This window comes from Pseudonocardia sp. WMMC193, from assembly GCF_021728735.1.
Lineage (GTDB): Bacteria > Actinomycetota > Actinomycetes > Mycobacteriales > Pseudonocardiaceae > Pseudonocardia > Pseudonocardia oroxyli.
In genome coordinates this window covers 387,974-406,323 of the sequence record NZ_JAKKDO010000003.1, presented here as the reverse complement: position 1 = coordinate 406,323, position 18,350 = coordinate 387,974, and the positions used below count along the sequence as shown (strand labels likewise).

General features: G+C 72.5%; 20 protein-coding genes and 1 riboswitch. Of the genes, 10 read left to right on the top strand and 10 right to left on the bottom strand.

The window, feature by feature from the left end:
- Nucleotides 1–38: 38 nt before the first annotated feature.
- Entirely contained in the window at nucleotides 39–965 is a 927-nt protein-coding gene (locus L3X23_RS03270) for an alpha/beta hydrolase (RefSeq protein ID WP_237190619.1), read from the bottom strand.
- Nucleotides 966–1,110: 145 nt separating this feature from the next.
- Here L3X23_RS03270 and L3X23_RS03265 point away from each other — a divergent pair, with 145 nt between their 5' ends.
- Both L3X23_RS03265 and L3X23_RS03260 read left to right on the top strand, forming a co-directional pair.
- The gene (locus L3X23_RS03265; protein ID WP_237190618.1) at nucleotides 1,111–1,320 is read left to right on the top strand and encodes a DUF4177 domain-containing protein; all 210 of its coding nucleotides are present in this window, start codon (nucleotides 1,111–1,113) and stop codon (nucleotides 1,318–1,320) included.
- A 4-nt stretch (nucleotides 1,321–1,324) separates the two neighbouring features.
- Nucleotides 1,325–1,720 carry an MmcQ/YjbR family DNA-binding protein gene (locus tag L3X23_RS03260; RefSeq protein WP_237190617.1) on the top strand — a complete coding sequence of 132 codons (396 nt, stop codon included), beginning with the start codon at nucleotides 1,325–1,327 and terminating at the stop codon, nucleotides 1,718–1,720.
- Here L3X23_RS03260 and L3X23_RS03255 read toward each other — a convergent pair.
- The gene (locus L3X23_RS03255) at nucleotides 1,661–2,323 is read right to left on the bottom strand and encodes a response regulator (protein WP_237190616.1); all 663 of its coding nucleotides are present in this window, start codon (nucleotides 2,321–2,323) and stop codon (nucleotides 1,661–1,663) included. The genes L3X23_RS03260 and L3X23_RS03255 overlap by 60 nt on opposite strands.
- A 45-nt stretch (nucleotides 2,324–2,368) precedes the next feature.
- Here L3X23_RS03255 and L3X23_RS03250 point away from each other — a divergent pair, with 45 nt between their 5' ends.
- Nucleotides 2,369–3,127 (top strand): enoyl-CoA hydratase family protein, encoded by a 759-nt coding sequence (locus L3X23_RS03250; RefSeq protein ID WP_237190615.1) that lies wholly within the window; start codon nucleotides 2,369–2,371, stop codon nucleotides 3,125–3,127.
- Between the two features lie 9 nt (nucleotides 3,128–3,136).
- Nucleotides 3,137–4,012: a Sir2 family NAD-dependent protein deacetylase gene (locus tag L3X23_RS03245; RefSeq protein ID WP_237190614.1), complete on the top strand. Its 876-nt coding sequence runs from the start codon at nucleotides 3,137–3,139 to the stop codon at nucleotides 4,010–4,012.
- 3 nt (nucleotides 4,013–4,015) lie between these two features.
- Here the strand turns inward: L3X23_RS03245 and L3X23_RS03240 are convergent, their stop codons facing one another.
- On the bottom strand, nucleotides 4,016–4,756 hold the full coding sequence (locus L3X23_RS03240) for an E3 ubiquitin ligase family protein (protein WP_237190613.1): 741 nt from the start codon (nucleotides 4,754–4,756) through the stop codon (nucleotides 4,016–4,018).
- A 43-nt stretch (nucleotides 4,757–4,799) separates the two neighbouring features.
- The gene (locus L3X23_RS03235) at nucleotides 4,800–4,976 is read right to left on the bottom strand and encodes a hypothetical protein (RefSeq protein ID WP_176921545.1); all 177 of its coding nucleotides are present in this window, start codon (nucleotides 4,974–4,976) and stop codon (nucleotides 4,800–4,802) included.
- Nucleotides 4,977–5,020: 44 nt separating this feature from the next.
- Here L3X23_RS03235 and L3X23_RS03230 point away from each other — a divergent pair, with 44 nt between their 5' ends.
- Entirely contained in the window at nucleotides 5,021–5,986 is a 966-nt protein-coding gene (locus L3X23_RS03230; protein ID WP_237190612.1) for a zinc-binding dehydrogenase, read from the top strand.
- 78 nt (nucleotides 5,987–6,064) lie between these two features.
- A complete protein-coding gene (locus L3X23_RS03225; RefSeq protein WP_143030232.1) occupies nucleotides 6,065–6,553 on the top strand; it encodes a MarR family winged helix-turn-helix transcriptional regulator in 489 nt (162 codons plus the stop codon).
- 25 nt (nucleotides 6,554–6,578) lie between these two features.
- On the opposite strand, the gene lepA is transcribed toward L3X23_RS03225, so the two are convergent.
- Nucleotides 6,579–8,420 carry a translation elongation factor 4 gene (lepA, locus tag L3X23_RS03220; protein ID WP_237190611.1) on the bottom strand — a complete coding sequence of 614 codons (1,842 nt, stop codon included), beginning with the start codon at nucleotides 8,418–8,420 and terminating at the stop codon, nucleotides 6,579–6,581.
- Between the two features lie 109 nt (nucleotides 8,421–8,529).
- On the opposite strand from lepA, the gene L3X23_RS03215 reads away from it, so the two are divergent.
- Nucleotides 8,530–9,471: a hypothetical protein gene (locus L3X23_RS03215; RefSeq protein ID WP_237190610.1), complete on the top strand. Its 942-nt coding sequence runs from the start codon at nucleotides 8,530–8,532 to the stop codon at nucleotides 9,469–9,471.
- Between the two features lie 50 nt (nucleotides 9,472–9,521).
- On the opposite strand, the gene L3X23_RS03210 is transcribed toward L3X23_RS03215, so the two are convergent.
- Nucleotides 9,522–9,899 carry a hypothetical protein gene (locus L3X23_RS03210; protein WP_237190609.1) on the bottom strand — a complete coding sequence of 126 codons (378 nt, stop codon included), beginning with the start codon at nucleotides 9,897–9,899 and terminating at the stop codon, nucleotides 9,522–9,524.
- Nucleotides 9,900–10,012: 113 nt separating this feature from the next.
- Here L3X23_RS03210 and L3X23_RS03205 point away from each other — a divergent pair, with 113 nt between their 5' ends.
- A complete protein-coding gene (locus L3X23_RS03205) occupies nucleotides 10,013–11,437 on the top strand; it encodes a DHA2 family efflux MFS transporter permease subunit (protein ID WP_237190608.1) in 1,425 nt (474 codons plus the stop codon).
- 76 nt (nucleotides 11,438–11,513) lie between these two features.
- Here L3X23_RS03205 and L3X23_RS03200 read toward each other — a convergent pair whose 3' ends face one another.
- From L3X23_RS03200 to L3X23_RS03190, 3 genes are read right to left on the bottom strand one after another with little or no spacing between them, the layout of a single operon-like run.
- The gene (locus L3X23_RS03200; protein ID WP_093089409.1) at nucleotides 11,514–12,356 is read right to left on the bottom strand and encodes a transglutaminase family protein; all 843 of its coding nucleotides are present in this window, start codon (nucleotides 12,354–12,356) and stop codon (nucleotides 11,514–11,516) included.
- A gap of 1 nt (nucleotide 12,357) precedes the next feature.
- Nucleotides 12,358–13,302 (bottom strand): alpha-E domain-containing protein, encoded by a 945-nt coding sequence (locus L3X23_RS03195; RefSeq protein ID WP_093089410.1) that lies wholly within the window; start codon nucleotides 13,300–13,302, stop codon nucleotides 12,358–12,360.
- Nucleotides 13,302–14,969 carry a circularly permuted type 2 ATP-grasp protein gene (locus L3X23_RS03190; RefSeq protein ID WP_374204975.1) on the bottom strand — a complete coding sequence of 556 codons (1,668 nt, stop codon included), beginning with the start codon at nucleotides 14,967–14,969 and terminating at the stop codon, nucleotides 13,302–13,304. Before L3X23_RS03190 ends, L3X23_RS03195 begins: the two co-directional genes overlap by 1 nt.
- A gap of 202 nt (nucleotides 14,970–15,171) precedes the next feature.
- On the opposite strand from L3X23_RS03190, the gene rpsT reads away from it, so the two are divergent.
- A complete protein-coding gene (gene rpsT / locus L3X23_RS03185; RefSeq protein WP_237190607.1) occupies nucleotides 15,172–15,438 on the top strand; it encodes a 30S ribosomal protein S20 in 267 nt (88 codons plus the stop codon).
- A gap of 181 nt (nucleotides 15,439–15,619) precedes the next feature.
- Here rpsT and holA read toward each other — a convergent pair whose 3' ends face one another.
- A complete protein-coding gene (gene holA, locus L3X23_RS03180) occupies nucleotides 15,620–16,588 on the bottom strand; it encodes a DNA polymerase III subunit delta (RefSeq protein ID WP_374204813.1) in 969 nt (322 codons plus the stop codon).
- 230 nt (nucleotides 16,589–16,818) lie between these two features.
- A riboswitch (SAM riboswitch) is annotated at nucleotides 16,819–16,964 on the top strand.
- A 6-nt stretch (nucleotides 16,965–16,970) separates the two neighbouring features.
- Here holA and thrC point away from each other — a divergent pair.
- Nucleotides 16,971–18,236, top strand: a complete 1,266-nt coding sequence (thrC, locus tag L3X23_RS03175) for a threonine synthase (protein ID WP_237190606.1) — start codon at nucleotides 16,971–16,973, stop codon at nucleotides 18,234–18,236.
- The last annotated feature ends 114 nt before the right edge of the window (nucleotides 18,237–18,350 follow it).

Sequence of the window (18,350 nt, the reverse complement as noted above, 5' to 3'; positions counted from 1 at the left end):
GAGTGGTGCTCTGGCACCACTCGCCACGCACGGGCGCGTCAGCGCAGGGCGGCCCGCACGGCGTCCGCGGCCTGGTCGACGATCTCGCGCGCCCTGTCGACGACCCCGCCCATCTGGAGGAAGCCGTGGATCATGCCGTCGACGGGCAGCAGGGTCGCGTCGACCCCCGCCCGCCGCAGCCTCCCCGCGTACGCGGCGCCCTGGTCACGCAGCGGGTCGAACTCCGCGGTGATCACCAACGCGGGCGGCAGGCCGGAGAGGTCCTCGGTCAGCGCGGGCGAGACGCGCGGGTCGAGACCCTCGTCGGGCGAGCTGAGGTAGCAGCCCAGGAACCACTCGATCCACGCCCGGGACAGCAGCGGGCCGAGGGCGTTCTCGGTCATCGAGGGGCTGTCGTCGAAGCGGTCCACGGCCGGGTAGACGAGCAGCTGGAACCGCAGCACGGGACCGCCGCGCTGCTTCGCCAGCTGGGCCACGACCGCCGACAGGTTGCCCCCCGCCGAGTCCCCGCCCACGGCGAGCCTGGTCGGGTCGCCGCCGTAGTCGCCGATCTTCTCGGCGACCCAGGTCAGGGCCGCGAAGGAGTCGTCGACCGCGGCCGGGAAGCGGTGCTCGGGCGCCAGCCGGTAGTCGACGGCGACCACCAGCGCCCCGGACCGGGCGGCGATCGACCGGCACAGCCCGTCGTGGCTGTCCAGGTCGCCGATGACCCAGCCGCCGCCGTGGTAGTAGACGAGGACCGGCAGCGGCCCCTGCGTGTCGGAGCCCGGCGGCGTGTAGATCCGGACCGGGACGTCCCCGGCGGAGACGTCCTGCACCGTCGGCAGCTCGACGGGCGGGCCCGCCAACGCGGCGAACTCGGCGATCATGGCCCGGTTCTCGGCGACCGTCATCGACTCGGGCGCCTTGGCGCCCTGTTCCGCCAGCTGCGCGAGCAGGGCCTGGATCTGGGGGTCGAGGGGCATGAGCGGGGTCCTCTCAGGAACGGGAGCACGTGCTCGACCCGATCGAACCGGGCACCCGCCCCCACCGGCCTCGTCGCCGGCGACACACCCAGTCTGGCGACCGCAGGCGCCGCCGTGTACCCCCGATCTGCGGCATGCTCGGGGCATGGCACGACGCTTCGAGTACAAGGTGGTCCAGCTCCGCGAGGGGCTCATCGGCGGCAAGCTGTCCGACTCCAAGCTGGAGAAGATCCTCAACAGCGAGGCGGAAGACGGCTGGCAGCTCAAGGCGATCACGAGCGCGGACGTCAAGGGACGGGTCGGGCCGGGTGGGGTCGACGGGCTGCTGGTGACGTTCGAACGGCCCGTCGGGTAGTCCGGTGGCCACCGTCGAGGACGTCCACGAGCTCGCCCGGGCCATGCCGCACGTGATCTGGGACGAGCGCGTCTACCAGGTGGGTGGGAAGTCGTTCGTGTTCTTCCGGACCCCTCGGCCGGACGCCCTGGACCCGGAGACCGGCGAGCGGCTCACCGACGTGATCGTGTTCTGGGTGGCGGGCGAGGAGGACAAGCTCGCCCTGCTCGCCCAGGAGCCGTTCTTCACCACCACGCACTTCGACGGGCACCCGTCGGTCCTGGTCCGCGCCTCCCGGCTGGGCGAGCTCGGCCGGGAGGAGCTGGCCGAGGTGGTGCAGGACGCCTGGCTCGCGCGCGCGTCACCCGCCCGCGCCCGGAGGTGGCTGGCGGAGCAGGGCCTGGGCGATCAGCTCGAGTAGCACCGCCGGGTCGTTCGTGCTGCCGAGGGCGCCGTGGGCCACCGCCTCGTCGTCGTGGGCCGGGTCGGCCGAACCCGAGTAGACGACGAAGGGCGTCCGGACCCCGTCGGCCCGGAGCCGGTCGAGCAGGTCGTAGCCCGCCGTGGGCGACTCCGGGCGCGCCATGTCGGAGACGATCACGTCGAACGGCGCGGACCGCAGGACCGCGCTCAGCGCGGCGTCCGTGGAGACGGCCTGCTCGACGACCATGCCGAGCCGGGTCAGCGCGGCGCACTCGAACCGGTTGCCGCTGGGCCGGTCGTCCACCCACAGCACCCGCGGCGGGGTGGGCCGGGCGGCGAGGGCGTCCGCGTCCGCGTCGACCCGGGAGCGCGCGGCCTCGGGGGCCAGCGGGGTCGCCTTGTCCTGCGCGGCGCTCTGCAGCGCGGTCGCGGCGGCCGCCCGGGCGGCCGTGCTGATCTGCACGCCGCCCGCCTTCACCGACACGGTCCCGCTCGTCAGCAGCGTCCCGAGCGGCGTGCGGAACGTCCACAGCACGAAGGCGACGACGGCGGGCCAGACCAGCGCGCCGAGTCCCTGCACGACGACCGAGGCGATCTCCACACGGCCTGGCTCGCCGGGCGCCCGGTCCGGGTTACGCTCCGGCGCGTGACCGAGCTCGTGCACCGCGACACCGCCGACGGCGTCGCGACCCTCACCCTCGACTCCCCCGCCAACCGCAACGCGCTCTCCGCGCAGCTGCGCCGCGAGCTGATCGACCATCTCGACGCGGCGATCGCCGACCCCGCGGCCCGGGTGATCGTGCTGACGCACACCGGCTCCGTGTTCTGCGCGGGCATGGACCTCAAGGAGAGCCGCGGGGCGAGCGCCGAGCAGCAGGGCATCACCGAGGTCCCCCGGATCCTGGAGACGATCTGGACCTCGCCGACCCCCGTCGTCGCGAAGCTGCACGGTCCGGCCCGCGCGGGCGGGGTGGGGATCGTGGCGGCCTGCGACATCGCCGTCGCCGCCGAGAGCGCCACCTTCGCGTTCACGGAGGTCCGGATCGGGGTGGTCCCCGCGGTGATCTCGGTGACCGTCCTGCCCCGGCTCAGTCCCCGTGCGGCACAGGAGCTCTTCCTCACCGGCGAGACGTTCGACGCCGCCCGCGCGGTGGAGATCGGGCTGCTGACCCGCGCGGCCGCGGACGTCGACGCCGAGGTGGCGCGCTACCTGGACATGCTGCGGCTGGGCGCGCCCTCGGCCCTCGCCGGGGCGAAGCAGCTGCTGACCCGGGAGCGGCCCGGGTCGATGTCCGAGGATTTCGCGCAGATGAACGCCCTGTCCGCGCGCTACTTCGCGGGCGCGGAGGGCCAGGAGGGCATCCGCTCGTTCGCCGAGAAGCGCAAGCCCTCCTGGGCGACCTAAGCTGGGTGGGTGCAGGCGCAGCTCGACCGGGTTCTCGACGTGCTGGCCGGGCGCCCGCTCGTCGCGTTGACCGGGGCCGGGCTCTCCACCGACTCCGGCATCCCCGACTACCGCGGCCCCGGCTCGCCGCTGCGCCGCCCGATGACCTACGGCGAGTTCGTGTCCGGGCCCGTGGCCCAGCGCCGCTACTGGGCGCGCAGCCACATCGGCTGGGCCCGCATGCGCCGGGCCACCCCGAACCCCGGACACCGCGCGCTGGCGGTGCTGCAGGAGCGCGGCACGCTGCGCGGCCTGATCACCCAGAACGTCGACGGCCTCCACGAGGACGCGGGCAGCCGGGACGTGATCGACCTGCACGGCCGCATCTCCGACGTGATCTGCCTGTCCTGCAAGGAGATCACCTCGAGGGCGGTGCTGCAGGAGCGGTTCGAGGAGGCCAATCCCGGGTTCGCGGCGTCGGTCGGCCCGGAGATCGAGACGGCCCCCGACGGCGACGTGCTCCTCGAGCGCACCGAGCACTTCCGCCTGGTCCCCTGCCTGCGCTGCGGCGGCGCCCTGAAGCCGGACGTCGTGTTCTTCGGCGAGAACGTGCCGCGCGAGCGGGTGGAGCGGTCCTACGCCCTGGTCGACGGGCTGGTCGGCGGCGGGGCGCTGCTGGTGGCGGGCTCGTCCCTGACGGTCATGTCCGGCCTGCGCTTCGTCAAGCACGCCGCCAAGCACGGGGTGCCGGTGGTGATCGTCAACCGCGGCGAGACCCGCGGCGACCCGCACGCCGTGCTGCGCGTCCACGCCGGCACCTCCGAGGTCCTGTCCGCCCTCGCGGGCGCGGACGGCGCCGCCGTGGACGCCACCCGGATCCCGGAGTGGCGCGACCTCGCCCCCTGACCGTCAGCCGACCAGGAGAAAGGCGACGAACGCGGCGAGGGCGCCGAGGGTGTGGAGCACCGCCTTCGAGACGGCGGCCCGGTTGGTCGCGTGCTGGTCCCGGACGTGGTCGGCGCGCTCGACGTTCGTGATCGTCAGTGGCCGGCCGGGGCGGACCGCGAGACGCACGCCGTCCGCGTCGCCGCGGGCCTCGCCGAACACCGTGACCCGCTGCCCCGGTTCGACCCGCCACTCGGTGTGCCGGTACCCGACCGTGCGGGAGCCGATCGTGACCGGGCCGATCCGCAGGCCCTCGTCCGGGTCGGGCCGCTCCTCACGGATCTCCGCGACGGGAACCTCGACGGTCGCGTCGACGGGATCGACGGTCAGCTCGGCGCCGTCCGCCCGCAGCGTGAAGGGCACCTGCCCGCGCCGGTTCCCCTCCACCTCCTCGGCGATGCCCTTGTCGGTCCGGTACCGGCGCACCGTCTCCACCCGGTACCAGACGGACGCGGCCCCTCCGATCGGCGACTCGCGGGTCCGGTCGGCGACGACCGTGCCGGTCACCGCGACGACCTGGTGGAACAGGTGTGGCCCCACCTCCCGTCGCGCGGCCTCGGCCATCGCCACCACCTCGGCCACCTCGACCGGCGCCGCCTCGAGCCCGCGCAGCCACCGCGTCCGGCTCTCCCCGACGAGCCTGATCTGCCCGTAGGCGAGGTGTCCCAGCACTCCGGTGAGGATCAACAGGATGGTCGAGATCACCCGGGAAGGGTACGAACCGGACAGGTCGGACGGCTCCGTACGACTACCGATCCCGGCGGAAGGCCTCGACGACGAGCCCCGCGACCCGGTCCGCCAGGCCCGCGACCAGCCAACACGCCGGCAGCAGCACCACGATCGCGAGCGCGACCTGGACGGGGAACGCGAGCTGGGTCAGCCACAGCTCGAACGCGTCCCACAGGTCCGCGACCACTCTCGTCACGCGTCACACGGTAGTCGCGGCCCGCGCGCGTTAGGTTCGGACCCATGTTCGCCGTGTACGCCGCAGAGCCCAACGCCGACGCTCCGCTCGACTCGCTGACCGTCGGCGAACGCCCCGACCCCGAGGTGCCGGAGGGCTGGGTCAAGGTCAAGGTGACCGCCGCCAGCCTCAACATGCACGACCTCTGGACGCTGCGCGGGGTCGGCATCAAGCCCGAGCAGTTCCCCATGATCCTCGGCTGCGACGGGGCCGGGACCCTCGAGGACGGCACCGAGGTCGTCCTGCACTCGATCATCGGGGACCCGACCTGGAGCGGGGACGAGACGCTCGACCCGAAGCGCACCCTGCTCACCGAGAAGCACCAGGGCGCGATGGCCGACTTCATCGTCGTCCCCGCGCGCAACGCGGTGCCCAAGCCCGAGGGCATCACCCCGAGCCAGGCCGCGGTCATGGGCACGGCGTGGCTCACCGCCTACCGGATGCTGTTCACCAAGTCCGGGCTGCAGCCGGGACAGACGATGCTCGTGCAGGGGGCCTCCGGCGGGGTGTCCACGGCACTGGTCCAGCTCGGTCGGGCGGCCGGGATGACGGTCTGGGTGACCGGACGCACGGAGGAGAAGCGCAATCTCGCCGAGAAGCTCGGCGCGCACGCGGTGTTCGAATCGGGGGCGCGGCTCCCGGGCAAGGTCGACGCCGTGTTCGAGTCCGTCGGCGAGGCCACCTGGAAGCACTCCATGCGGGCCCTGCGCCCCGGCGGCGTGATCGTCTGCTGCGGGTCCACCAGCGGCCCCAACCCCGGGGCTGACCTGCAGAGGTTGTTCTTCCTTCAACTGTCGGTCATCGGCTCCACGATGGGCACCCGACAGGAGCTGGCGGACCTGCTCAGCTTCGTCGCGAACGCCGGGATCACCCCCGAGATCGGGCTCGAGCTGCCGCTCGAACAGGCGGAGGAGGGCTTCCGCGCGATGCTCGACGGCGATACAGCGGGCAAGATCGTGTTCACTCACTGACACGAGTAACGTTGCTGTGGGTCCGATTTCCTCGCAGGTTGAGGCATTCGGGCGCGCGAGCAAGTACAGTCGGTCATCGTGTCTGAGCCATACAGTCCCTCGGCGCCGGGGTTGCGCGGGTCCACCGCCATGATCCCGGCGCCGCGCGTACCCGGTCTCGTGGCGCTCCTCGACCGGGTCGAGCGGGCCGTGGCGGCGGCCCTCGTCCCCGCGACCTCCGCCCAGGGCGTCAGCCGGGACGGCTGGCGGGTCCTGCTGATGCTGGCCCGCGGCGGCGGGCGCAGCATGGGTGAGATCGCCTCCCACACCGCGCTCCCCGCGCCCACCGCCACCCGCGTCGTCGACCGCCTGGTGGTCGACGGGCTGGCCTACCGGCAGAACGACCCGGTGGACCGAAGACGGGTGCTGGTGCATCTCGCCGCAGGCGGCCGCGACGTGGTCGAGCGGGTGTGCGGGAGCATCGAACGCCGGGTGGGCACCGCACTCGGCGCCGTCCGGACCCCCGAACGCGTGCAGCTCGCCCGACTCCTCGACGACCTCGCCACTCCCCGCGAGGACGACCTCTGAGCCTCCCCAGCCCCCCGAGCCCGACCTACTTCTTCGCCTTGTCCGCCGACGACTCGGTCGACAGCGCCGCCACGAAGGCCTCCTGCGGCACGTCGACCCGACCGATCGTCTTCATCCGTTTCTTGCCCTCCTTCTGCTTCTCCAGCAGCTTGCGCTTGCGGCTGATGTCGCCGCCGTAGCACTTCGCGAGGACGTCCTTGCGGATGGCGCGGATGGTCTCGCGCGCGATGATGCGCGACCCGACGGCGGCCTGGATCGGCACCTCGAACTGCTGGCGCGGGATGAGCTCGCGCAGCTTGGAGGCCATCGACGTGCCGTAGCCGTAGGCCGAGTCCTTGTGCACGATGGCCGAGAACGCGTCCACCGGCTCGCCCTGCAGCAGGATGTCCACCTTGACCAGGTCGGAGACCTGCTCGCCCGCCTCCTCGTAGTCGAGGCTGGCGTAGCCGCGGGTGCGGGACTTCAGCGCGTCGAAGAAGTCGAAGATGATCTCGGCGAGCGGCATCGTGTACCGCAGCTCGACGCGGGACTCCGACAGGTAGTCCATGCCGCCGAGCTGGCCGCGGCGGGCCTGGCAGAGCTCCATGATCGTGCCCACGAACTCCGACGGCGCCAGGATCGTGACCTTGACGATCGGCTCGCGGATCTCGCTCACCTTGCCCTCGGGCCAGTCCGACGGGTTCGTCACGGTGATCTCCGTGCCGTCGTCCGTCGTGACCTGGTACACCACGTTCGGCGCGGTGGAGATGAGGTCCAGGTCGAACTCGCGCTCGAGCCGCTCCCGGGTGATCTCCAGGTGCAGCAGGCCGAGGAAGCCGCAGCGGAACCCGAAGCCCAGCGCCGCCGAGGTCTCCGGCTCGTAGGTCAGCGCGGCGTCGTTGAGCTGCAGCTTGTCCAGCGCCTCGCGCAGGTCGGGGTACTGCGAGCCGTCCACCGGGTAGAGGCCGGAGTAGACCATCGGGCGGGGCTCGCGGTAGCCGGTGAGCGGCTCGGTGGCGCCGCGTCGCTGGGAGGTCACGGTGTCGCCGACCTTGGACTGCCGGACGTCCTTCACCCCGGTGATCAGGTAGCCCACCTCGCCGACCCCGAGGCCCTCGGTGGGCTTGGGCTCGGGCGAGACGATGCCGACCTCGAGGAGCTCGTGGGTGGCGCCGGTGGACATCATCTTGATCCGCTCGCGCGGCACGATCCGCCCGTCCACGACCCGGATGTAGGTGACGACGCCGCGGTAGGTGTCGTACACGGAGTCGAAGATCATGGCGCGGGCCGGCGCGTCCGCGTCCCCCTGGGGGGCGGGGATCTGCTTCACGGCCTCGTCCAGCAGCGCCTCGACGCCCATCCCGGTCTTCGCGCTGACCCGCAGCACGTCGTCGGCCTCGCAGCCGACGATGTGCGCGATCTCCGCGGCGTAGCGGTCCGGGTCCGCGGCCGGGAGGTCGATCTTGTTGAGGACCGGGATGATCGTCAGGTCCTTCTCGAGCGCCAGGTACAGGTTGGCCAGCGTCTGCGCCTCGATGCCCTGCGCCGCGTCCACCAGCAGGATCGCCCCCTCGCACGCCTCGAGCGCGCGGGAGACCTCGTAGGTGAAGTCGACGTGGCCGGGGGTGTCGATGAGGTGGAGGACGTACTCCTCGTCGCCCACCTTCCACGGCAGCCGGACGTTCTGCGCCTTGATCGTGATGCCGCGCTCGCGCTCGATGTCCATGCGGTCCAGGTACTGCGCCCGCATGGCGCGCTCCTCGACCACGCCCGTGATCTGCAGCATGCGGTCCGCCAGCGTCGACTTGCCGTGGTCGATGTGGGCGATGATGCAGAAGTTCCGGATGCGCTCCGGCGGGGTGAACGTGCGGTCGGCGTACGTCGTCACTCAGGATCCATTCCGGTACGGGGCTCGTGCCCAATCGTCCCACGTGGGGTGTGGTGGCCGTGCAGGCCGGGGCAGGTGTGAGCGGGGCCACCGGTGGGTACACGTCCCCATGAGCACCAGCACCGGCACTGGCTCGGACAAGCGACCCACCGGTCCCGGGCCGGACCCGCACGCCGACCCGGCCACCGTGGAGGTCCCGCGCGACCAGGAGACCGAGAACATCCCCGCGCTGTCCTCCTCGCCGGGCGCGCGGGAGTGGGTCGGGCGGCCGGTCCATGGGCGCACCGGCGGCACGTTCGGGCGGCTCACGGACGTCGTCACCGGGCCGGACGGCACGGCGTGGGGCGTCGTGCGGCCGCGGATGGGCGGCGCGCGGGCGATCCCGCTCGACGGCGCCGTCCCCGACGACGCCGGCGTGACCGTCCCGATCGACCGGCGGACCCTGCGCGCCGCGCCCGCGGGCGCCGACCCGGGTCCCGAGCTCGCCCACCACTACGCCTCCCGCGGGGCGCTCACCGCGGCGCACGAGTACCAGCACGAGCGCTTCGGCGGGCTCAAGATCGGCTCCGCGTTCTTCGGCTGGCTGGTGGCGGTGGGGCTGACCGTGCTGCTCGCCGCCGTGGCCGCGCTGGTCGTGCGGCTGGCGGGGGTCTCCCCCGACCTCACCGCCACGGCCGGTCAGGACCCGCGGCTGCTCGGGCTGACGGGCGGGATCGTCGCGGTGGTCGTGATGCTGCTGGCCTACGTCGCGGGCGGGTACGTCGCCGGGCGGCTCGCCCGGTTCGACGGCGCGCGCAACGGCTTCGCGGTCTGGGCCATGGGGCTGGTCGTCACCGCCGCCGTCACCATCGCCACGGCCGCCACCGGCAGCACCGACTCGATCTTCGCGGCGCTGCGGGTGCCGGGGATCGCGGTGTCGGTCGGCGACTGGCCCAACCTCGTGGCCCTGGTGGTCGTCGCGGCGGTCGCCCTGCTCGGCGCGCTCGTGGGCGGCAAGGCGGGCGAGCGCTACCACCGGCGGGTGGACCGGGCCGCCGAGCAGGCCCTCTGACCGAGATGAACGTCAGCCACGTCCCGGGGCCCCCGGGACGTGGCTGAGGTTCATCTCGTCGGGTCGGTGCCGTCCCACTCGTCGAGCGGGGCGCAGTGCCATCGCCAGTCGGCCAGTCGGGGTCGGCCGCCCAGGGGCGCACGGCCGTTGGCCCAGCGCAGCGTCGGCCAGGAACGCTCGTCGTGCGGCGCCCACGGGAACAGCCGCCGGACGACGTGGCCCGCCAGGCGGGCGTCGGGTTCGAAGGCGAGGCCGAGGCCGCGGGCGGCGTCGTCGGTGTGGACCAGCAGGCTCTCCCCCACGTGCGCGACCACCTGGGCCACGGTCATGTCCAGGTCGCCCGCCCGCACCGACCAGTCCCGGCCGACCGCACCCCGCAACAGCCCGGTGCAGGCGGCGGCCGCGGCACGCACGTCGTCGCTGTGCATCCGGACAGCGTAGCCGGCGGGAGGAAATCGCGTCGCCGATGAGTTGAGGGTGCGGATAGCGTCTACTCGTACATGCGAGATCCGCGTGAACGACCCCTGTTTGGAGTCCCTGCATGACCGCGCCCGACGCACCCCCCGCCTCCGCGGAGTCCACCCGCTCCGCCTCGACGGTGATCTGGCTGCTGGTCGGCTCGGCCTTCGTCATGATCCTCAACGAGACGATCATGAGTGTCGCCCTGCCCGTGCTGGTGACGGACCTGGACGTCACCGTCGGCACCGCGCAGTGGCTGACCAGCGGGTTCCTGTTGACCATGTCGGTGGTCATCCCGATCACCGGCTACCTGCTGCAGCGGCTCACCCCGCGCACCGTCTACCTCATGGCGATGTCGCTGTTCAGCGCGGGCACGCTCATCTCGGCGCTCGCCCCCGGCTTCGGCGTGCTGCTCGTCGGCCGGATCGTGCAGGCGCTCGGCACCGCCGTGATGATCCCGCTGCTGATGACGTCGGTGATCCGGCTGGTCCCCGCCGAGCAGCGCGGCGCGAAGATGGGCGTGATCACCCTGGTCATCGCCGTGGCCCCCGCCATCGGCCCGACCATCTCCGGGATCATCCTGTCGACCCTGAGCTGGCGCTGGATGTTCCTGATCGTGCTGCCGATCGCGCTGATCGCCCTGGCGGCGGGCGCCGTCTTCCTCCGGCTCGACGGCGAGACCCGGTCGATCCCGCTGGACTGGCTGTCCGTGGTGCTCTCGGCGCTCGCCTTCGGGGGGATCGTCTTCGGGCTCTCGACGATCGGCGAGTCCGCCCGCGGCGAGGCCCACGTGCCGCCGTGGCTGCCCATCGTGGTCGGTGTGCTCGCGATGGCGCTGTTCGTGATGCGCCAGCTCGCGCTGCAGCGCACCGGGAACCCGCTGCTCGACCTGCGTCCGTTCACCCACCGCACGTTCGCGGTGGCGCTCGCGCTGACCGTGCTCGGCATGATGGCGCTGTTCGGCGTGCTGATCCTGCTGCCGCTGGTCATGCAGGACGTCATGGGGGTGTCGGCGTTCGTCACCGGCCTCGCGGTGCTGCCCGGCGGCCTGGTGATGGGCCTGCTCGGCCCGTTCGTCGGGCGGCTCTACGACCGGGTCGGCGCCCGACCGCTGGTGCTGCCGGGCGTCGTCGTGCTGGCGCTGGCGCTGTGGGGCTTCGCGCTCGTCGTGGGCGAGTCCACACCGGTGCCGCTCCTGATCGGCCTGCACATCCTGCTGGTCACCGGCCTGTCGTTCATGATCACGCCGCTGATGACGGACGCCCTCGGCAGCCTGCCCAGCGAGATCGACTCGCACGGCAGCGCCATCCTGGCCACGTTGCAGCAGGTCGCGGGCGCGGCGGGCACTGCGCTGTTCGTGACGTTGATGGTGGTCTTCGCCTCCACCCCGAACGTCGCCGCGGACGCCACGGGTGCCCACGCCGCGTTCCTCTGCGCGGCGATCATCGGCACCGCCGCCATCCCGGTGGCGCTGCTGCTCGGCGGCAAGAAGCCCGCGGCGCACTGACCCGACCGCACTGTGGAGCCACCACTGTCGTCTCCGGGCCGCGAGACGACCGTGGTGGCTCCACAATGCCCGGTGGTCAGGCCAGGCGCGTCATGTCCACCGTGACGTCCAGGGTCTCGGCGCTGCCGCCCGAGTAGATGCCCTTCAGGGGGCTGACGTCGGCGTAGTCGCGGCCCACCGCGACCCAGACGTGGCGCGCGCCGATGGGGATCCCGTTGGTCGGGTCGAAGCCCCACCAGCCGCCGGTGCGGGCCTCGATCCAGGCGTGGGACTGGCCGGAGACGGTGGCACCGACCTTGACGTCCTTCTTCGGCAGCAGGTACCCGGAGACGTACCGGGCGGGGATCCCCATCTCGCGCAACAGGACCAGGGTGAGGTGCGCGTAGTCCTGGCACACGCCCTTGCCCGCCTCCCAGGCCTGGATGGCGCTGGTGTGGACCCCGGTCGTCCCCGGCTGGTAGGTCATCGCCTCGCGGACCCACTCGCAGGCGGCCAGGACGGCGTCCGCGGGCTCCTTGCCCTTCTTGAGGGACTTCGCGATCTTCGACAGCTCCGGGTCGCGGCTGACGTAGTCGGTGAACTCCAGCATCTCGGTGTAGCGGTCCCGCACAGGTTCGGACGCCAGCTCGTCCCAGTCGGCCTCCCGGACCGGCTCCGAGTCGTCCCCGGTCTCGACCACCGAGATGCCCGTGACCAGCAGCTCCGTGTGCGGGGCGTGCAGGTCGAACGCCGTGACCTGGGTGCCCCAGTAGTCCTCGTAGCGGTAGCTGCGGGTGGCGGGCACCGTCTCGACGCGGCTGACGATCACGTTCTGGTGCTGGTCGCTGCGCGGGGTCAGCCGCACCTCGTTGTAGGTCTCGTGCACCGGGGAGCTGTACTTGTAGCCGGTCTCGTGGACGACCCTGATCCGCCAGCCCATGTCAGCCCACCTCCGGCGCGGTCCACGCCACCCAGGGCGCGGCGTGGAAGAACTGCAGCGACACGGCCTCGCCGACCTCCCGGATGCATTCCTGCAGGCCCTCGAGCTGGGCGGGCAGGTCGTCGAGCAGCTCCTCCGGGCGGAGGAACTCCAGCTCGCTGCGCGCCCGCCCGAGCAGCCGCAGCGCCTCGGCCTTGGCGCCCACCCGGACCGTCGGGCGGTTGTCGAGCTGCTGCAGGCACAGCTCGGCCTCGCGCAGGGCGTGGAACACCGAGCGCGGGAACAGCCGGTCCATCAGCATGAACTGCGCGACCCGCACCGCGTCGACGGCGCCGCGGTAGGTGCGCAGGTAGGTGTCCTGCGCACCGGCGGAGCGCAGCACGGACAGCCAGCCGGGCGAGCTCATCCGGTCCGACACCCGGCTCATCAGCAGCCGGACGATCATGTCGACCCGCTCCACCGACCGGCCGAGCAGGTAGAAGCGCCACGAGTCGTCCCGGCTCATCGTGGAGGCGGCGAGCCCGGAGAACATGGCCGCCCGGTCCTCGATGTAGCTGAAGAACGCCGCCGGGCCCACCCAGCGGGCGTAGCGCTGCCGCTCGGGCAGCGCGTTCCAGGTGGCGTTGAGGCACTCGAACATCTCGCTGGAGACGACCTCGCGGGCGCCGCGGGCGTTCTCCCGCGCGCTCGAGATCGAGGAGACGATCGAGCCGGGGGTCTCGGCGGAGTAGCCGAGCAGCTCGGTGAGCGAGAACGCGTCGAGCGGCTCGGAGGTGCCGGGGTCGACCCCCATCACGGCGAGCAGCCTGCGCGCCGCCAGGTCGACGTCGATCGTGGCGTCCTCGAGCAGCTGGTGCACCGAGACGTCCAGGATCCGGGCCGTGTCGTCCGCCCGCTCGACGTACCGGCCGATCCAGTAGAGGGACTCGGCGTTGCGGGCGAGCACTAGTCGTCCCTCCCCTGCTGCTGTTGCTGCTGTTGCTGTTGCTGCTGGTCGAGGGTGAGCTCGCGCCCCTGCTCGGCGGCCGGGCCGCTGGCCGGCGCCTTCGAGGCGATGCCGCGCTCCCCCAGCTCCCGCTCGGACTCACTCGCCCGGCTCGCGGCCAGCACCCAGGTGTCCTTCGAGCCGCCGCCCTGGCTGGAGTTCACCACGAGCGAGCCCTTCGGCAGGGCCACCCGGGTCAGCCCGCCGGGCAGGACGAAGACGTCCTCGCCGTCGTTCACGGCGAAGGGCCGCAGGTCGACGTGCCGCGGCACCAGCCGGTCGTCCACCTTGGTCGGGACGGTCGACAGCTGCACGACGGGCTGGGCGATCCACCCCCGCGGATCGTCCCGGATGGCTTTGCGGGCCTCCTTGAGCTGCTTGGCGTCGGCGTCCGGGCCGAACAGGATGCCGTAGCCGCCGGAGCCCTCGACCGGCTTGAGCACCAGCTCGTCGAGGTGGTCGAGGACGTGGCCGCGCTCCTCGTCGAGCCAGCACCGGAACGTGGAGACGTTCGGGATGACCGGCTTCTCGTCGAGGTAGTACTTGATCATCTGCGGGACGTAGGTGTAGACGAGCTTGTCGTCCCCCACGCCGTTGCCCACCGCGTTGGCGATCACGACGTTCCCGGCGCGCGCCGCGTTCATGATCCCGGCGACCCCGAGCACGCTGGTCGGCTTGAACTGCAGCGGGTCGAGGAAGTCGTCGTCGATGCGGCGGTACACGACGTCGACGCGCTGCTCGCCCTCCGTCGTCCGCATGTAGACGAGGTTGTCGCGGCAGAACAGGTCCCGGCCCTCGACGAGCTCGACGCCCATCTGGCGGGCCAGCAGGGAGTGCTCGAAGTACGCGGAGTTGTAGACGCCGGGGGTCAGCACGACCACGGTCGGGTCGGCGACGTTCGGGGCCGCCGCGGCCCGCAGCGCGTGCAGCAGGTGGGTGGAGTAGTCGCCGACCGCGCGGACCCGCTGGCGGGTGAACAGGTCGGGGAAGACCCGGGCCATCGTCCGCCGGTTCTCCATGACGTAGGACACGCCCGACGGGTTGCGGAGGTTGTCCTCCAGCACCCGGAACGTGCCCTCCTGGTCCCGGACGAGGTCGATGCCCGCCACGTGGATGCGCACCCCGTTCGGCGGGTTGAGCAGGTGGGCGGCGCGCTTGAAGTGCTCGCAGCTGGTGATCAGCCTGCGCGGGAGGACGCCGTCCCGCACGATCTGCGCGTCGTTGTAGACGTCCGCCAGGAAGGCCTCGAGCGCCTTCACCCGCTGCACGATGCCGCGCTGCAGCCGACTCCACTCGCTCGCGCTGATCACCCGCGGGACGATGTCCAGCGGGATCGGCCGCTCCTTGCCGGACAGGCTGAACGTGATCCCCTGGTCCAGGTAGGCGCGGTCGAGCGCGTCCGACCGCGCGGCGAGGTCCGCCGCGGCCGTGGGCGCGATCGCGTCGTGCAGCCTGCGGTAGGGGGCCCGGACGGTGCCGTCGGCGTTGAACATCTCGTCGAACGCGTCCGGGTGGGGGCGGTCCGGCTCGAGGTACCCGTCGAAGAGCGCCGTGTGGGCCGCGCCGTTCGTCTCGGGGTCGGGGTCCCGTGCGGGTCTACGGTCCACTGCTCGGCTCACGGAGGTCATCTTGACCGTTCGTCGCAGCGTGAGCCAGACAGACACGTGCAACGTCCGGGTAAACGGGTCCGCCTGCGGGGGCCCGCGGCCCGGTCTGTAGCATGGATCGTCGAGTGCTCGGCGTGCTCGCTCGCATCGGTCCAGAACCGCTCGCGGATCGCCGGAGCCGGCACAGACGACGAGAACCCGAAAAGACTGAGGAACAACCAGCGTGGCGAACATCAAGTCCCAGATCAAGCGCGTCAAGACCAACGAGAAGGCCCGGCAGCGCAACAAGTCGGTCAAGTCCTCGGTCAAGACCGCGATCCGCAAGTTCCGCGAGGCTGCGGAGGCCGGCGACACCGAGAAGGCCGTGCAGCTGCAGAAGAACGCCGCCAAGGCCCTCGACAAGGCCGCCAGCAAGGGCGTCATCCACAAGAACCAGGCCGCGAACCGCAAGTCGGCGATCGCCAAGCGCGCCGCCGAGCTGTCCGCCTGAGACCACCCGCGCCCCACGGGGCGTGGTTCGCGCTCCCTCCTGTGAGCGACTGACGACGGCGCTGCCCTTTCCCGTGGGGCAGCGCCGTCGTCGTGTCGGCAGCCCGATCCGCCGGACCCGGTCCGACGGCGAACGGCGCGTTCGCTCGCTAGGTATGGGCGAACGCGCTGTTCGCCGGGGGTCAGCCGGTGCCGCGGGCGTCGACGACGGCGAGGACGGCGCGTTCCAGGGCGTAGCCCGGGTCCGCGGCCGCGCCCTTCACGTCCGCGTTCACCTGCGCGGTCGCGGCGATGGCGACGGCCAGGCCCGCCGGTCGCCAGGAACGCACCTGCCCCTGGGCCTTGCGGATCTTCCACGGCGGCATGCCCAGGCTCTGGGCCATGCGGTTGGGGTCGCCGCGACCGGCCGAGCCGACCTTCGCCAGCGTGCGCACCGCGTCCGCCAGGGCGTCCGCGACCAGCACCGGCGCCACCCCGAGCACCAGGGCCCAGCGCAACGCCTCCAACGCCCCCGCCCGGTCCCCCGCGACGGCCTTGTCCGCCACCGCGAAGCCGGAGGACTCGGCCCGCCCCCGGTGGTAGCGGCGGACCGCGTCGCCGTCGACCCGGCCGCCGCTGTCCGACACCAGCTGCCCGGTGGCCGCGGCGAGTTCCCGCAGGTCCGAGCCGACCGCCTCGAGCAGCACCGACACCGCGTCCGCGGTGATCGACCCGCCCGCGCGGCGTGCCTCCGCGCGCACGAACTCGGCCCGCTCCTCGGCCCGGGTGAGCTTGTCGCACCGGGTGACCACGGCCTTGAGCGCGCGCAGGTCGTCCGCCAGCTGCTTGCCGCGCGCCCCGCCGGCGTGCACCGCGACCAGCACGATCCCCTCCTCGGGGGCCCGCCCGTAGGCGAGGATCGCGGCGGCGAGCTCCTTCGCGGCCTCGTGCGCCCCCTGGATCACCACGACCCGCGACTCGGCGAACAGCGACGGGCTCAGGTGCCCGACCAGCTCCCCGGCCGTGACCTCGGACGGCCGCAGCCGCCGGACGTCCGTCTCGGGGTCGGCCGCGCGCGCGGACCGGATGATCTCGGAGACGGCCCGCTCGACCAGTAGCTCCTCCTCGCCCACGACGAGCTGCAGCGGGGCGGGTGGCTTCGTGGCGGGCACGGCGGACCTCCGGCGGACGGGGACCCGCCAGGGGCGGGCCGCGGACCCGACCATCGTCCCGCACGGCACCGACGATCCGCGCGCAGCCCGAGCCTGCCGCGTGAGCCGGCTCTCGGATGTGAGGTTCACCTGGCCGAGGGGCGCGCGGGTGACGTAACCTGGCCGACATCCGGATCTCCGGACGTCCGCACCCGCCGGGTCGATCCCGCGGGCGGGGCACAACTGCACATGGCTCATCCAGAGGGGCAGAGGGAACGGCCCGTTGAAGCCCCGGCAACCGGCGTCGAACGACGATCCGCGCTGCACACGTTCGGAGTGTGCGCACGTCGACGGACCAGGTGCCAATTCCGGCCCGCGCGAGCGGGACAGATGAGGAGATCTGATGACTCTCACTGCTGACACGCCTACGGGCACCTCCTACGACCTGGGCTCGGCCCGCGCGCTGTCCTGTCGCGAGTGCGGGCACGAGGCTCCGCTGGCCGCCGAGTTCGCCTGTAGCGAGTGTTTCGGACCGCTCGAGATCGCCTACGACTTCCCGACGGTCACCCGCGCCTCCATCGAGGCGGGCCCCAAGTCGATCTGGCGCTACCAGGACCTGCTCCCCGTTCCGAAGAACGTGCGCGAGCACCCGAACACCGAGCCCGGCCTGACCCGGCTCATCGAGGCGGACCGGCTGGCCGCCGAGCTCGGCGTCCGCAAGCTGTGGATCAAGGACGACACCGGGAACCCCACCCACTCCTTCAAGGACCGGGTCGTGGCCGTAGCCCTCGCCGCCGCCCGCGAGCTGGGCTTCTCCGTGCTGTGCTGTCCCTCCACCGGCAACCTGGCGAACGCCGTGGCCGCCGCCGCGGCCCGCGCCGGGTGGGACTCCGTGGTGCTGATCCCGTCCAACCTGGAGCAGGCCAAGATCACCACCACCGCCGTCTACGGCGGCACGCTGCTCGCCGTCGACGGCAACTACGACGACGTGAACCGGCTCGCCACGGAGCTGGCCGCCGAGCACGAGGACTGGGCGTTCGTGAACGTCAACGTCCGGCCGTACTACGCCGAGGGCTCCAAGACCCTGGGCTACGAGGTCGCCGAGCAGCTCGGCTGGCGGCTCCCCGACCAGATCGTCATCCCCGTCGCCTCCGGCTCGCAGCTGACCAAGGTGGACAAGGGCTTCGGCGAGTTCGTCAAGCTCGGCCTGGTCGACGACAAGCCCTACCGGATCTTCGGCGCGCAGGCGGCGGGCTGTTCCCCGGTCGCGACCGCGTTCGAGGCGGGACACGACGTCATCCAGCCCGTCAAGCCGGACACCATCGCCCGCTCGCTGGCGATCGGCAACCCCGCCGACGGCCCGTACGTCCTCGACTCGGTGCGCCGCACCGGCGGTGCCGTCGGCCACGTGACCGACGACGAGGTCCGCGACGGCATCCGGCTGCTCGCCCGCACCGAGGGCGTGTTCGCCGAGACCGCGGGCGGCGTGACCGTGGCGACCGCCAAGAAGCTGATCGACGAGGGCAGGATCGACCGGGACGCCGAGACCGTCCTGCTGATCACCGGCGACGGGCTCAAGACGCTGGACGCGGTGTCCGGCCAGGTGGGCCCGACCGCCACCGTGCCCTCCACGAGCAAGGCCGTGCGCGAGGCGCTCGAGAACCGCTGAGCCACGCCGCCGACGGGCCCCGGGACGCGTTCCCGGGGCCCGTTCGCGTTCGCGGACGGGGCGGGTGCCGCGCGGCGCGGGCAGCGGGTCGCCCCGCTCGACGAGCCCGTCGTC